Source organism: Mycobacterium interjectum, from assembly GCF_900078675.2.
Taxonomy (GTDB): domain Bacteria; phylum Actinomycetota; class Actinomycetes; order Mycobacteriales; family Mycobacteriaceae; genus Mycobacterium; species Mycobacterium interjectum.
Genome location: NZ_LT546237.1, coordinates 2,540,587 through 2,554,953 on the forward strand (window position 1 = coordinate 2,540,587; position 14,367 = coordinate 2,554,953).

At 68.4% G+C, this 14,367-nt stretch carries 14 protein-coding genes; 10 read left to right on the top strand and 4 right to left on the bottom strand.

The genetic code is table 11. From position 1 onward, the window contains the following. Position 1 precedes the first annotated feature (1 nt). A complete protein-coding gene (locus tag BN4348_RS46540) occupies positions 2 to 1,498 on the top strand; it encodes an acyl-CoA carboxylase subunit beta (protein ID WP_066914468.1) in 1,497 nt (498 codons plus the stop codon). An 87-nt stretch (positions 1,499 to 1,585) separates the two neighbouring features. Here BN4348_RS46540 and BN4348_RS46545 read toward each other — a convergent pair whose 3' ends face one another. Genes BN4348_RS46545 through BN4348_RS46560 form a run of 4 tightly spaced genes read right to left on the bottom strand, consistent with a single transcriptional unit; the run spans position 1,586 to position 5,756 of the window. After that, positions 1,586 to 2,629 (bottom strand): TIGR03857 family LLM class F420-dependent oxidoreductase, encoded by a 1,044-nt coding sequence (locus tag BN4348_RS46545; RefSeq protein WP_066914610.1) that lies wholly within the window; start codon positions 2,627 to 2,629, stop codon positions 1,586 to 1,588. Continuing rightward, positions 2,626 to 3,009, bottom strand: a complete 384-nt coding sequence (locus BN4348_RS46550; RefSeq protein ID WP_066914470.1) for a nuclear transport factor 2 family protein — start codon at positions 3,007 to 3,009, stop codon at positions 2,626 to 2,628. The genes BN4348_RS46545 and BN4348_RS46550 overlap by 4 nt, the downstream gene beginning before the upstream one ends. Beyond that, positions 3,006 to 4,124, bottom strand: a complete 1,119-nt coding sequence (locus BN4348_RS46555) for an alpha/beta fold hydrolase (protein WP_066914611.1) — start codon at positions 4,122 to 4,124, stop codon at positions 3,006 to 3,008. The genes BN4348_RS46550 and BN4348_RS46555 overlap by 4 nt, the downstream gene beginning before the upstream one ends. A gap of 9 nt (positions 4,125 to 4,133) precedes the next feature. After that, the gene (locus BN4348_RS46560) at positions 4,134 to 5,756 is read right to left on the bottom strand and encodes a flavin-containing monooxygenase (protein WP_066914473.1); all 1,623 of its coding nucleotides are present in this window, start codon (positions 5,754 to 5,756) and stop codon (positions 4,134 to 4,136) included. A gap of 86 nt (positions 5,757 to 5,842) precedes the next feature. Between BN4348_RS46560 and BN4348_RS46565 the strand changes: the two genes are divergently transcribed. From BN4348_RS46565 to BN4348_RS46605, 9 genes are all read left to right on the top strand, one after another. Then, a complete protein-coding gene (locus BN4348_RS46565; RefSeq protein ID WP_066914474.1) occupies positions 5,843 to 6,835 on the top strand; it encodes a Rieske 2Fe-2S domain-containing protein in 993 nt (330 codons plus the stop codon). Further along, positions 6,832 to 7,449, top strand: a complete 618-nt coding sequence (locus tag BN4348_RS46570) for a cysteine hydrolase (RefSeq protein WP_066914476.1) — start codon at positions 6,832 to 6,834, stop codon at positions 7,447 to 7,449. Before BN4348_RS46565 ends, BN4348_RS46570 begins: the two co-directional genes overlap by 4 nt. Then, positions 7,446 to 8,060, top strand: a complete 615-nt coding sequence (locus tag BN4348_RS46575; protein WP_066914478.1) for a PaaI family thioesterase — start codon at positions 7,446 to 7,448, stop codon at positions 8,058 to 8,060. Before BN4348_RS46570 ends, BN4348_RS46575 begins: the two co-directional genes overlap by 4 nt. Positions 8,061 to 8,068: 8 nt before the next feature. Continuing rightward, positions 8,069 to 9,721: an acyl-CoA synthetase gene (locus BN4348_RS46580; RefSeq protein WP_066914479.1), complete on the top strand. Its 1,653-nt coding sequence runs from the start codon at positions 8,069 to 8,071 to the stop codon at positions 9,719 to 9,721. A gap of 2 nt (positions 9,722 to 9,723) precedes the next feature. After that, a complete protein-coding gene (locus tag BN4348_RS46585) occupies positions 9,724 to 10,200 on the top strand; it encodes an SRPBCC family protein (protein ID WP_066914480.1) in 477 nt (158 codons plus the stop codon). Further along, positions 10,197 to 11,015 (top strand): SDR family NAD(P)-dependent oxidoreductase, encoded by an 819-nt coding sequence (locus BN4348_RS46590; protein ID WP_066914482.1) that lies wholly within the window; start codon positions 10,197 to 10,199, stop codon positions 11,013 to 11,015. Before BN4348_RS46585 ends, BN4348_RS46590 begins: the two co-directional genes overlap by 4 nt. Before the next feature lie 76 nt (positions 11,016 to 11,091). Beyond that, positions 11,092 to 12,315, top strand: a complete 1,224-nt coding sequence (locus BN4348_RS46595; RefSeq protein WP_066914484.1) for a cytochrome P450 — start codon at positions 11,092 to 11,094, stop codon at positions 12,313 to 12,315. A 21-nt stretch (positions 12,316 to 12,336) separates the two neighbouring features. After that, positions 12,337 to 13,551, top strand: coding sequence for a CaiB/BaiF CoA transferase family protein (locus BN4348_RS46600; protein WP_066914612.1), 1,215 nt, complete (start codon positions 12,337 to 12,339; stop codon positions 13,549 to 13,551). Then, positions 13,548 to 14,354 (top strand): thioesterase family protein, encoded by an 807-nt coding sequence (locus BN4348_RS46605; RefSeq protein ID WP_066914486.1) that lies wholly within the window; start codon positions 13,548 to 13,550, stop codon positions 14,352 to 14,354. Before BN4348_RS46600 ends, BN4348_RS46605 begins: the two co-directional genes overlap by 4 nt. Positions 14,355 to 14,367 lie beyond the last annotated feature (13 nt).

Sequence of the window (14,367 nt, forward strand, 5' to 3'; positions counted from 1 at the left end):
CATGACCAAAGCCCAGGACTGGGGGGAATCGCTCGACGATCTCGAGCGTCGCCGTGAGCATGCGCGGGCAATGGGCGGGCCGGAACGCCTCGACAAGCACCGCAAGAAGGGCAAGCTGGACGCCCGCGCGCGAATCGAGCGACTCCTGGACCCGGGCACCTTCCGCGAGTTCGGCACGCTGGTCGGCGGCGACGTCGCGGCCGACGCACTGATCGTCGGCTCCGGCTTGATCAACGGCTCGCCGGTGATGCTGGGCGCCGAGGACTTCACCACCATGGCCGGCAGCATCGGCCCCGGCGGCAACTCCAAGCGATACCGGATCGCCGAACTGGCGCTGCGCGACAAGATCCCGCTGGTGATGATGCTCGAGGGCGCCGGCTTTCGGCCCCCCGGAGGGCATTACGGCCGCAGCCCGACCGATCTGCTCGCCCAGACGCAGTGCTCGAGCCGCGTCCCGACCGTCGCCGCCGTGCTCGGCCCCTCCGCCGGGCACGGCGCGCTGGTGGCCCCGGTCTGCGACTTCCGGATCATGAGCGCCCAGGGCGCGATCTTCACCGCCGGACCGCCCGTCGTCAAAGAGTCCACGGGAGAAGACATCTCGAAGGAGGACCTCGGCGGGCCCGACGTCGCCATACCCAGCGGCGTCATCCACAACGTCGCCGACGACGACGAGGCCGTGCTCGACGACGTCCGGCGCTACCTGTCGTACTTTCCGCCGAGCGCGTGGTCGTACCCGCCGTCGCTGCCACCCGGCGAGGCGACCGCGCCGCGAGCGACGCCGGAGCTGCTCGACATCGTCTCGCGCGACAACCGCCGCGTCTACGACATGCGGGCGGTGCTCGACGTGGTCTTCGACAGCCCCGACTGGTTCGAGGTGCAGCCGCGGTTCGGCAAGGCGGTGATCTGCGCGCTGGCCCATCTCGGCGGTCACCCGGTCGCGGTGGTGGCCAACCAGCCGAAGGTGCTGGCCGGCTCCATCGACGCCGACGCGGCCGATAAGGCGGCGCACTTCATCACGGTGGCCGACTCGTTCCACCTGCCGATCGTCTTCCTCGCCGACAACCCCGGCATGCTCCCGGGCAGCCGGTCGGAACGCAGCGGCGTGCTGCGTGCCGGCGCGCGGATGTTCGCGGCCCAGACGGCCGCCACCACGTTGAAGCTGCACCTCACGCTGCGCAAGGCATACGGGTTCGGCTCCATGGTCATGTCGCTGCTGGGTTTCGACCACCAGGTCGCGACGTTCGCCTACCCGGGCGCGACGATGGGCGCGATGAGCGCCGCGGCGCTCAGCCGCGCGTCGCACGCGGGCGAGGACCTTTCCGCCAAGCTGCGCAACGCCGAATTGCAGGCGTCGTATCGGTCGGCCGAGCACATGGGCTTCGACGAGCTCATCGATCCCCGCGAGACGCGCGACGCGCTGCTGGCCTCCCTGCTGCGCGGCCTGTCCAGCCGGCAGGCCGCCGCGGAACCCGTGGCGCGCACGGTCATCATGCCGTAACCCCCTTTGGCGACGCCTTGGGCGCGAGCGTGCGTGTTTGCGCACGACACGCCGGGGTAGCGCGTCATTTTGCGCACGCTCGCGGGGTTAGGCGCTCGCCCGATACGCCGCCACCACGGGCTCCAGCTCGTCGGGCGTCGCGCCGTGCATGATCACCGCGTCGGCCCCGTAGTCGAACTCCTTGCGGATGCGCTCGACGCACTGGTCGGCCGACCCCGTGGCCGAGGGCTCCAGCCATTCGTCGGGAATCAGGGTCGCGATGTGCTCGATCTGCTCCGGTGTGGCCTTGTGGTCGATCCCGCCCGCGATCGACGTCACCACCGGGTCTTCTCGAAAGCGTTGCAGCACGGCGGGATCCCAGTCGTTGGTGCTCACCAGCAGGTCTCCGTAGCCCTGCAGATAGGTGGCTAGGCGCGCGACGGTCTTCTTCAGCCGCAGCTGTTCGGGAAGGTGGTCGCCGACCGTGGCAAAGCACGACCACACCCGCACGCTGTCGGGGTCGCGGCCGGCCTTTTCCGCGGCCGACTTGACCGCCGCCACACAGCGCTGCAACGTCGCGGGGGTGAAGTAGGTGTGCAGGATGACGTCGTCGAAAACCCGGCCGCCGAGCGCGAGCGTCTGGGGCCCGAAGGCCACCAGCGCCAGGCGAATGTCCTCGTCGAAGTCCGGGTCGAGGAACAGGATCGGGTACTTTCCCATCGGGCCGTCGTGGTTGACGATCAGCTCGCCGTGCCACAGGCGGCGCATGACCCGGGCCCAGTCCTCCATCTGCGCGGTCGTCACCGCCGGGATGCCGAACGCGCCGTAGATGGCGGCGATGCCGCGGCCGATGCCCAGCGTGAACCGCCCGCCGGACAGCCGATGCATGGTGGTCGCCCACGATCCGGTGATCAACGGATGGCGGGTGTTGTGATTGGTTGCGGCGGTGGCGATTTGCATCCGGCTGGTCACCGCGCACGCCGCCCCGACGAGCGAGGACGCTTCCTTGACGTTCCAGCGCTCGGAGATGAACGCGGTGCCGAAGCCCAGTTCCTCGCCGCGGCGGGCCTCGTCCATCAGGGTCGCCGGGCCCTCGCCGCCGGCGCCGGCCAGCAGGTAGTACCCCAGCTCGTCAAGTGCACGGTCGCTCAATTCCACACCCCTTGCTTGTAACCGCAATTCCAGACCTCGGTGATCTTGCCGGCGACCACGCGGAAAACCTCGATGCTCGCGACGTTGGCTTCCGCGCCGTCCTTGGTGGTCATCGTCGAGTCGTAGACGATCGCGACGTGTTCGCCGTCGTCGCCGGCGACCACGATTCTCAGGTCGAAGCGCAGCCGGTCGAACAGGTGCCACACATCGGCGACCCGCTGCACCGCCTGCGCGTGGGTCAGGGTGTGCGCCTCGCCGACCTCGTGCCGAATCACGTTGTCGGCGAACAACTCCGCGGCCAGCTCGAGGTCTCGCTCGTTCCAGACCACCAGGTTGTAGAGCTCCACCACCTCGCGAGCGGTCCGCGTGGCCGCCGTCACCCCGCCACCTCCCCCAGGAAGCGCTCGGTCACCTTGAGCACGCGCCGGGAGAAGATGTGGCCGACGTGGCCGCCGTCGTACCAATACAGCTGCCCGCCCCAGCGTTCCTGCAACGCTTCGGCGGGCTCGCGCATCGCCATGCGGTCGTGCCAGGCCTCGACGATGAGCCGGCGCTGCGGGGGCGGCGCGGGTTCGACGCGCAGCGGATCGATCACCGAGGTCAGCTTCGAGACCTCCGGGGAACCGAGCAGCTCGCGAAACCCCGCGCGGGATTGCCCGAAGCGCCCCAGGTGTCGCGCGATCATCGCGTTGAGCCCCAGGATCGGGGTGTACAGCGCCACCGCGTCGACCTGCCGCTCGAGGTGGGAAACCAGCGCGGCCACCGGGGTGCCCATCGAAATCCCCGCCACCACAACGGCGGTGGCCTGTGGCTGAACCCAGCGCACCACCGCGCGGACCTCCGACACCGCCCGCATCATGCCCGCGACGTTGCCCAGCGGATCCACGTCCGGGTAGGCCGGCCATTCGCCGCGCCGGCACCCGTGGCCGGGCTGTACCGGCAGGGCGACGTTGAACCCCAGGCCGTGATGGATCCGGCCGATCCGGGACAGCAACAGGTCCTCGGTGCCGCCCTGACCGGCGCCGTGGACCCAGACCAGCCACGGCCGCGGGCCGCCGCGGTGCCGGCACACGTGCACCACCGCCCGCGCCGGGCCGCCCAGCCCGTCGGCCTCGAGCGTGGCCGGCAGCTTCGGATCGTGTTCGAACTTCATCCGCTCGTATGCCAGGCCGGCGATCCGCCGCCGCCGCACCGAGGTGGGCCGCAACGGTTCCGGCTCGGCGTGTGCCCCGTCGATGCCCAGCGCCGACAATTCCTCGGCCGCCGCGGTGCACGCATCCAGCGGCCGCGCCGCCGGGGGGCTCCCGTTCAACAGCGAAAAGCCGCTCAGCACAAGCTCGTCCAGCAGAACCTCGCCGAATTGCCGCACCCCGCGCGGCGACGCCGGGGTCCAGCCGGTCGATTCGTTGAGGCCGGCCACCGTGCGCGGCACCAGCATGCCCAGCTCGCGGGCCATCTCCCTGAACAGGCCCAGCCCGCGCGTCGCCCACGACATGGCGGTCACCTAGGCGAGCTTGAAGCCGGTGTATCCGCCGGCCGCGATTTCGTCGCAGCGGCGGCGGTATTCGGGGATTCCGCCGGTATAGCCCATATACATCCGTTTCTTGCCGGGCACGTTGCCACCGTTGTACCAGGAGTTGCACGACGGGTGCACCAGCACCGTCGGCGCGACGAGCGCGGTGGTGTGGTCGATCCATTCTTGCTGAGCGGCCGCCAGCGCCTCGATGGTGCGGATTCCGTTGCCGCGCAGGTAGGTGATGCAGTCGCCGATCCACTCGACGTGCTGCTCGAGCGCGGCCACGAAGTTGGTGCTTGCGCTCGGGCTGCCCGGGCCCTGGATCGTGAACAGGTTCGGGAAACCCGCCACCGCCAGACCGAGGTAGGACAGCGGGCCCGCGGTGGCCCAGAACTCGGCGAGCGACATCGCGTCGCGGCCCCGCACATCGATGCGGCTGAGCGCGCCCGTCATGGCGTCGAAGCCGGTGGCATAGACGATCACGTCGAGGTCGTAGGACTCGTGCTCGGTGCGGATGCCGGTCGGTGTGACTTCGCGGATCGGGGACTTGCGCAGGTCCACGAGCGTGACGTTGTCGCGGTTGAACGTCTCGTAGTAGCCGTGGTCGATGATGGGGCGCTTGCAGGCGAAGGGGTGCTCGGGCACCAGGGCGGCCGCGGTGTCCGGATCCTTGACGATGCGGGCCACCGCCTCGCCGTAGAGCTTGGCGGCCATCCTGTTGGCGTCGATGTCGAAGAAGATGTCGCCCCAATTGAGCGCGCCCATCACGCCACTCTCCTCGACGGCGCGCAGTTGCTCGTCACGGGTCGCCGACTTCAGCGGCGGCTTGCCGAGCATCCCCAGCAGCACCGAGAAGGCGCTCAGCCGCGCCGCGCCGATCGGGTGGGCCCGTTGCGCCGCCCGGATCTCGTCGTAGCGGGCCTTCATCTCGTCCAGCTCGCCGGGCTCGAATCGCCGCACCTCCCAGGGCAGGGTGTAGGCCGGCGAACGCTGGAACACGCACAGCTGCAACGCTTCTTGCGCGACGACGGGAATCAGCTGGACACCGGTCGAGCCGGTGCCGATGACACCGACCCGCTTGCCGCCCAGATCGCAGCCCTGGCTGGGCCAGCGGCTGGTGAACAGCGACGTTCCGGTGAAGGTGTCCATTCCGGAGATGTCGGGTTCCAGTGGCACCGACAGGATGCCGGTGGCGGCGATGACGAATGCGGCGCGGAAAGTCGCTCCCGCCTTCGTGACCAGTACCCACTCTCCGGCGTCCTCGTCGAAGGTCATCGCGACGACCTCGGTGTGGAACTGGATGTCGCGGCGAAGATCCAGCCGGTCGGCGACGAAGTTCAGGTAGGCCTCGATCTCGGGCTGAGCCGGCATCGACTCCGTCCACACCCATTCCTGCTGAATCTCGTCGGAGAAGCTGTAGGAGTACTCGATGCTTTCGATGTCACATCGCGCACCCGGGTACCGGTTGAACAGCCAGGTGCCTCCGACGTTTTCGGCCCGCTCGAGCACCCTTGCCCGGATGCCCAGCTGCCGCAGCCGGTGCAGCATGTACAGGCCGGAGAAGCCGGCGCCGATGACCAGGGCGTCGAAGTGCGCGTCCTGTCCACGCATAGAGCAGCTCCTTGCCCCTAACCGGCCGAACTGCTGAAATCTATACTGTAACCAACTTAGTATCAATGAGTGCGGGAGGCGACGGCGTGAAAGTGCCCTTTACCTGGAAGGTAACCGGGTGGTTCATGGTCGGATGGTCGCCCGAATTCCCGATCGGCGAGGTGCGGCCGCTCCACTATTTCGGCGAGGATCTGGTGGCCTACCGCGACGAGCGGGGCGAATTGCACGTTCTGGAAGCGCACTGCAAACACCTCGGCGCCCACATCGGCCACGGCGGCAAGGTGGTGGGCGAATGCGTCGAGTGCCCCTTCCACGGGTGGCGCTGGGGTCCCGATGGCACCAATCGCTACATCCCCTACCAGCCCGAGCGCCCCAACCGCAAGCTGCGGCTGCGGGTGTACCCGGTGCGCGAGCAATACGACTGCGTGTTCATCTGGCACCAGCCGGACGGCAAGGAACCCCAATGGGAGATGCCGGACATCTTCAGGAAGTTCCCGCAATTCGAGACGGACCCGGCGGCCTACTACCGCGCGTACCCGGACTTCTCCCGCCGCGCGGAGCGCGAGCCGGTGCATCCCCAGATCGTGGCGGAGAACGCCCCCGACAGCGCCCATTTCGAGTACGTGCACCACGCCACCGTGACGCCGCGGGTGCTGGACTGGAAAATCGTCGACCACGAATGGCAGTTCGTCGCGGGCTGGCCGGACGCGCGCAGCGAGGACCCCGAGGACCTGGCGTTGCGCTTTCACAGCCACCTGTTCGGCCTCGGCGGTGCGATCAGCGTCTTCGAGGGCGCGCAGAACCACCGGCTGATCTTCACCTGCACGCCGGTCGACGATGAGTGTTCGGACCTGTTCTATTCGATCTGGTGGCCGCGGGTCCCCGGCGACGCCTCCGACGTGCCGCAGGGCAAGCTGCGCGAGCTCATCGAAAAGCAGTTCCTGTCCACCGTCTTCGACGATCTGCGGATCTGGCGCTACCAGAAGTACGTCGAGCACCCGGCGCTGTCCAAGGTGGACGCGAAAGGGTATATGGCACTGCGCAAATGGGCGACCCAGTTCTACGAAGTGCCGGCATGACGCCGCTCGAGGACCTCGCAGCCCCCGAGCAGACGGCGGTCGTCACCCAGGAATGCCAGGGCGCGGTGATGGGCCCCGACGCCGGGCTGGCAATGCTGGCCGACGAAGCGCGCCGGGTTGCGCTGCCCAACATCGTGCGGCTGCTGCCGACGGCCCGGGCGGCGGGGGTTCGCGTCGTGCACTGCCTGGTGCGGCGCCGGCCCGACGGGCTCGGCTCCAACCACAACGCCAAGATCTTCGCCATGGGACACGGTCAAGTCGACATCACCCCCGGCACTGCCGGGGCTGCCCTGCTGCCCGAATTGGGCCCCGAGCCAACCGATTTGGTCCTGAGCCGCTGGCACGGCGTCGGGCCGATGGGCGGCACCGACCTGGACGCCGTGCTGCGCAACCTCGGGGTCTCCACCATCGTCGTGGTGGGCGTTTCGCTGAACATCGCGATCCCCAACGTCGTCATGGATGCGGTCAACGCCGCCTACCGCGTCGTCGTGCCCAAGGACGCCGTCGCCGGCGTGCCCGCCGACTACGGCGCCGCCGTCATCGCCAACACGCTGTCGTTGCTCGCGACCATCACCACCACCGACGACCTGCTTCGGGCGTGGGAGCGCCCATGACCGAGACGGCGCCCGGAGTTCGCGGCGGCTTCCCCGAGATCAAGCCGGCCGAACACGCGCCCGCCGGGCTGGGCCGGTTCGTCGCGGCGGTGCGCCGCCTGCAGGATCTCGCCGTCTCCACCGACAGCTCGAGCTGGGACGCCGCGGCCGAGCACGTCGAACGGGCGTGCGCGCTGCTGGACGGGCATCAGGTCCCCGAAGGCGCCGCGCCGGGCGGGCGGGTCATCGAGCTGCCCGGGCTGGGGCACCCGTTGCTGCCGCCATGGCTCCTCACCGAATCCGGGCCGGGCGGCGTCACCATGGACGGGCACTTCTCCCGCGCCCACGTCGGCGGGAACAACGCCGTGCACGGCGGGATGATCCCGCTGTTCTACGACTGGCTGTTCGGCATGGTCGTCTCGACCGCGGGCTGCCCGCCAACCCGCACCGCCTTCCTGCACGTCGACTACCGTAACGTCACCCCGATCGACGAGCCGTTGACCGCCCGGGGCCGGATCACTGACGTCGACGGCAGGAAATTCTTCGTTGCCGCTAGCATGACCGCGGCCGACGGCACACTGCTCAGCGAAGCCAACGGCCTGATGGTCCGCCTGCTACCCCACCAGCCGTGAGAGGCACAATGTCCGACAACGCAACACAATTCACCGTGCCCGAGGTCGCCAAGGCCGTCGCCGCGGCGATCCCCGACCGCGACCTGGTGATCCGGGGCGACCGGCGCTACAGCTACGCGCAGATCCTCGAACGGGCCAACCGGCTCGCCACCTACCTGCACAAGCGCGGGCTGGGTTGCCACACCGAGCGTTCGGGCCTCGCCGGCCACGAGGTCGGCCAGGACCTGCTCGGCCTGTACGCCTACAACGGCAACGAGTTCGTCGAGGCGTTGCTGGGCAGCTTCCAGGCGCGGGTCGCGCCGTTCAACGTCAACTTCCGCTATGTCAAAAGCGAGCTGCAATACCTGTTGGCGGATTCCGGGGCCACCGCCCTGATCTACCACGCGGCGTTCGCGCCGCGCGTCGCCGAAATCCTGCCGGACCTGCCGCAGCTGCGCGTCCTGATTCAGATCGCCGACGACTCGGGCAACGACCTGATCTACGGCGCGGTGGATTACGAGGCCGCCCTGGCATCAAGCTCGCCGCAACCACCGCCCCTGCAGCACTCGCCCGACGACCTCTACGTCCTCTACACCGGCGGCACGACGGGGATGCCGAAAGGCGTGCTGTGGCGCCAGCACGACATCTTCATGACGTCCTTCGGCGGGCGAAACCTGATGACGGGTGAGCCATCGGCGTCGGTCGACGAGATCGTGGCGCGGGTGAGCGCGGGGCCCGGCGCCAAGTTGCTGATCCTGCCGCCACTGATCCACGGGGCGGCGCAGTGGAGCGTGATGACCGCGATCACGACGGGGCAGTCCGTCGTCTTCCCTTCGGTCGTCGATCATTTGGACGCCGACGACGTCGTGCGCACCATCGAACGCGAGCGGGTGCCGGTGGTGACGGTGGTCGGGGACGCGATGGCGCGACCGCTGGTCGCCGCCATCGAGAAGGGTATCGCCGACGTGTCGTCGTTGGCCGTGGTCGCCAACGGCGGCGCCCTGCTGACCCCGTTCGTCAAACAGCGGCTGATCGAGGTACTGCCGAACGCCGTCGTCGTCGACGGTGTCGGATCGTCGGAGACCGGGGCGCAGATGCACCACATGTCCGCCCCGGGCGCGGTGTCGACCGGCACCTTCAACGCCGGACCCGATACCTTCGTGGCGGCCGAGGACATGAGCGCGATCCTGGAGCCCGGCCACGAGGGCATGGGGTGGCTCGCGCAGTGCGGCTATGTTCCGTTGGGCTACAAGGGCGATGCGGCCAAGACGGCCAAGACCTTCCCGGTGATCGACGGCGTGCGGTACGCGGTCCCCGGCGACCGCGCGCGCCACCGCGCCGACGGCGCCATCGAATTGCTGGGCCGCGATTCGGTGACCATCAATTCCGGTGGGGAAAAGATCTTCGTCGAGGAGGTCGAAACCGCGATCGCATCGCATCCTGCGGTGGCCGACGTGGTGGTCACCGGGCGGCCCAGCGACCGTTGGGGCCAGGAGGTGGTGGCCGTCGTCGCGCTCGCCGAGGGCGCCAGTGCCGACGCCGAGGAACTGATCACCCACGCCGCAAAGTCGTTGGCGCGCTACAAGCTTCCCAAGGCGGTCGTCTTCCGTCCCGTGGTCGAGCGCAGCCCGTCCGGCAAGGCCGACTACCGGTGGGCGCGCGAGCAGGCGGTGAACGGCTGAGGATGTCGGTGCTGCAGAAGGACGAGACGCTGACGGCCTCGACCGAGGTGCGGGCGTCGCCGGAGCAGGTCTACGCCGTCGTCTCAGACGTCACGCGAATCCCCGAGTGGAGCCCGGAAACAACGCGCGCGGAGTGGTTGGCGCCGGACCGTTTTCGGGCGTGGAACCGCCGGCGGCTCGGCCGCTGGAAGACGGTTGCCGACGTCGTCGAAGCGGAGCCCGGACGCCGATTCTCGTTCGTGGTCCAGGCGATGGGAGGCGACTGGACGCAGTGGGCCTACCTCATCGAACCCGGTAGCGCCGCCGGTACCACGCGCCTCACGGAAACTTTCCGGATGTGCGTTCCGCTGCCCTTCGGGGTCGTGGTTTTCGAACATCTCTGCTTGTTCATCCGGGACCGCCGCGCGGATCTGCAGCGGAACATCGAGGCCTCGGTGGACCGGATCCGGGCCATCGTCGAGGCGGGAGCGGACACGTGAAGTACCAGGACCGTATCGCCGTCGTCACCGGCGCCGGCTCCGGCATCGGGCGCGCCTTGACGCTGGCGCTGAGCCGCGACGGCGCGCACGTCGCGGCGTCCGACATCGACCCGAAGAATCTGGCCGAGACCCAAACAGCCTGTCCGCCCGGCACAGTGACGACGTACCAGGTCGACGTCGCCGACCGGGACGGAATGCTGGCCTATGCCGACCAGGTGCGCAGCGACCTGGGGCCGGCCTCAATGGTGTTCAACAACGCCGGCGTCGACCTGTTCGCCAGCGTCGCGGACATGTCCTGGGCGGACTTTGACTGGCTCGTCGGCATCAACATCGGCGGTGTCGTCAACGGGACCAAGGCCTTCCTTCCGCAGCTCATCGAGTCGGGTTCGCCCGGGCGCCCGGCGCGGTTGGTCAACCTGTCCAGCGCCTTCGGTCTCATCGCGATTCCGTACCAGGGCGCCTACAGCACTTCGAAATTCGCGGTGCGCGGCCTCACCGAGGCGTTGCGCCAGGAGATGATCATCGAACGCCGTCCGGTGACTGTGCATTGCGTCCACCCCGGTGTGGTGCGCACGAACTTCGGCGCGAACATGCGCACCGCGGCCAGCGAGGATCCCGACCTGGCGGCGAAACTGTTCGGGCGTGCGGCGCTCACCTCTCCGGAAAAGGCCGCCCGGGTGATTCTCCGGGGAGCCGAGAAGAACCGGGCCAGGATCCTTATCGGGCCCGACGGGCGGGCCATGGCGGCGATGCCCCGTGTGCTGGGCGTGGGATACGCCGCCCTGCTGGCCCGCGCCGCAAGGCTGACGCGCTGACCGCTCGTTTGCCCATATTGTCTACTGTAAGAATTACAGTACGATCTTACGCAAGGACCGCACGTTCCTGCTGAAGATGCTGGAGATCCAGGTGACGACCAACGTCCACACCGGCCCCCAACCCGGCCAAGAGACGGTCAGCCTCCGCGACCCCTACCCGTTTTTCGCCCACAAGCGCCGGCAGGCCGGCGTGTTCCGCGGCACCGTCATGGACTACTCGAAAACGCCGGAGTCGCTGACGCCCAAGCGCGAGTACTCCGCGGTGTCGTTCGACGCGGTGAACACGGTGTTCCGCGACGGCCGGGTATTCAGCTCCGCACCGTATGACAAAACGATCGGCCTGTTCATGGGGCCCACCATTCTGGCGATGGAGGGCAAGAAGCACCGCGACCATCGCAACCTGGTGTCGGCGGCATTCAAGTCCAAGGCGCTGGCCCGGTGGGAGCCCGCCGTGGTGCGGCCGATCTGCAACGCGTTGATCGACGAGTTCATCGACACCGGGCAGGCCGACCTGGTCCGGCAGTTCACCTTCGAATTTCCCACCCGGGTCATCGCCGAACTGCTGGGGCTGCCGGCCGAGGACCTGCCGGTGTTCCGCAAGCGCGCCGTGGAGCTGATCAGCTACCACGTCAACTACGAGCGGGCCTTCGAGGCGTCGGCCGCGCTGAAGGATTACTTCGTCGAGCAGATCGAGCAGCGCAAGTCCAATCCCACCGAGGACATCATCGGCGACCTCGTCAGCGCCGAGATCGACGGCGAAAAGCTCAGCGACGAGGCGATTTACTCCTTCCTGCGCCTGCTGCTGCCCGCCGGTTTGGAGACCACGTACCGGTCGTCGGGAAACCTGTTGTACCTGCTGCTCACCCATCCCGAACAGTTCGCGGCGGTGCAGTGCGACCGCGAGCTGATCGGCCAGGCGATCGAGGAGGGGCTGCGCTACGAGACGCCGCTGACCACCGTGCAGCGGTTCACCACGCAGGACACCGAGCTCGAGGGGGTCGAGATTCCGGCGCGCGCCGTCGTCGCGGTATGCATCGGATCGGCGAATCGCGACGAGCGCCGGTGGGAACGTTCGGAGGAATTCGACATCTTCCGCAAGCACCTGCCGCACATCTCGTTCGCCGCCGGTGAGCACACGTGTTTGGGTCTTCACCTGGCGCGGCTGGAAACCCGGGTCGCGCTCGAATGCCTGCTGAATCGCCTGACCAACCTCAGCCTGCTGACCGACGGGGACCCACACATTCACGGCCAGCCCTTCCGTTCGCCCACCGCGCTTCCGGTGACGTTCGACGCGCAGTAGGGTCCGGGAATGATCAAGGTAATGGCGGGCTTTCGGGTCCTCGAGCTTGCGCAGTTCACCTTCGTCCCGGCGGCGGGCGCGATTCTCGCCGATTGGGGCGCGGACGTCATCAAGGTCGAGCACCCGGTGCGCGGCGACACCCAACGCGGCTTCCTCAATATGGGTGGCATTCAGGTCGATCCGGAGCGGCACCCGCTGATGGAGCATCCCAACCGCGGCAAGCGCAGCGTCGGGGTCGACGTGTCCACGCCCGGTGGCCGGGAAGTGATCTACGAACTGGCCAAGGCCTCCGACGTGTTCCTGACCAACTACATGCCCGCGGTGCGGCAGAAGCACAAGTTCGACGTAGAACACATCCGCGCGGTGAACCCGAACATCGTCTATGCCCGCGGTTCGGCGTACGGGGACAAGGGACCCGAACGCGACGTCGGTGGCTACGACGGCACCGTGTTCTGGACGCGCAGCGGCATCGGCTACGCGCTGACGCCGGAGGAGTTGGGCGGCGCGCTGGGACAAGGCATTCCGGCGTTCGGCGATTCCATCGGTGGCATGTTCATCGCCGGCGGCATCTCGGCCGCGTTGCTGCACCGCGAGCGCACCGGCGAGGCCGTCGAAATGGATGTGTCGCTGCTGAGCACGGCCTGGTGGGCGGCGGGCGCCAGCGTGACGCAGGGCATGGAGACCGGCGAGGTGATGCGAACGCCCATGCCGGGTTCCGGCGCGCCGTCGGTGAATCCCTTCATGGGCAACTACGCAACCTCCGACGGCGGCACCATCAACCTGTGCATCATCAGCCCGACCGGGCTGATCCGCGACACCTTCGAGCACCTCGGCATCCCCGAAGCGGCCGACGATCCGCGCTTCTCCGACGTGCTCCCGCTGATCCAGAACGCCGATGCGGCCGCCGAATTGATCGAGAAGGCCTTCGCCGGCAAGCCCTTTGAGTACTGGCGCCAGCACCTCAAGACGATGAAGGGCCAGTGGGCGCCCTTCCAGAGCCTCCTCGATCTGGTCGACGACGAACAGGCCCTCGCCAACGACATGATCGCCGAGGTCGAAGTCGCCAGCGGTGGGAAGCCGTTCCGCGTCGTGCGCGGGCCGGTCCAGTTCAACCACGAGCCGCTGGTGACCACCCGGGCACCACAGGCCTCCGAGCACACCGAAATCGTCCTGATGGAGCTCGGCATGGACTGGGACCGTATCGCCGAACTCAAGGACGCGGGGGCCATCGCTTGACCGACGCCTACTACGAGCTGGCCGATCCACACGATCCACTCGGTGAGAGATTCAGCGCTTCGGATCATGTCATCAGCACCTGGTCGCCGGAGATGCAGAATGCCGCACCGGTGTCGGCCCTGCTGGTGCGTGCCCTGGAGCGCTGCTCGCCACGCGACGACGCCCGGTTGAGCCGCGTCGTCGTCGACCTCCTCGGACCCGTCCCAGTGGCCGGGCCACTGTGGGTGCGCGCCCACGTCGAGCGCCCGGGCACCAAGATCGAGCTGCTGAACGCCCAGCTGCGGGCACCGGGCCCCGACGGGCGGCCGCGACCGGTCGCCAACGCGATCGCGTGGCGATTCCAGGCGGGCGACGCGGCGGAGCTGTTCTTCACCCCCGCTGCCCCGCTGCGACGGGTGAGCGACGGGCGGGTCCGCCACCCCGACAACGACGCGAACCAGACGTACATCCAGGGCCTGGACTGGCGCTGGCTGAACGACATTCTCAACGATGTGCCCGGAGAGTGCTGGGCCAGACCGATCGTCGACCTCGTCCAGGGCGAATCGATGACCCCGATGCAGCGGCTGTTCGCGGTGGCCGACATCGCCAACGGCATGGGCAGCCGTCTCAGCGTCGCCGAGTGGCTGTTCCTCAACATCGACCTCACGGTGCACATACACCGGGTGCCCGAAGGGGAATGGGTCGGCGTCAGAGCCGAAAACCATTACGGCCGAGACGGAGTCGGCGTCTCGATCGCCACGCTATTCGACCAGCACGGAGCGGTGGCGGCCCTTCAGCAGGCACAGCTGGTGCGCCGCCGTTAGAGCCGCCCGAGAC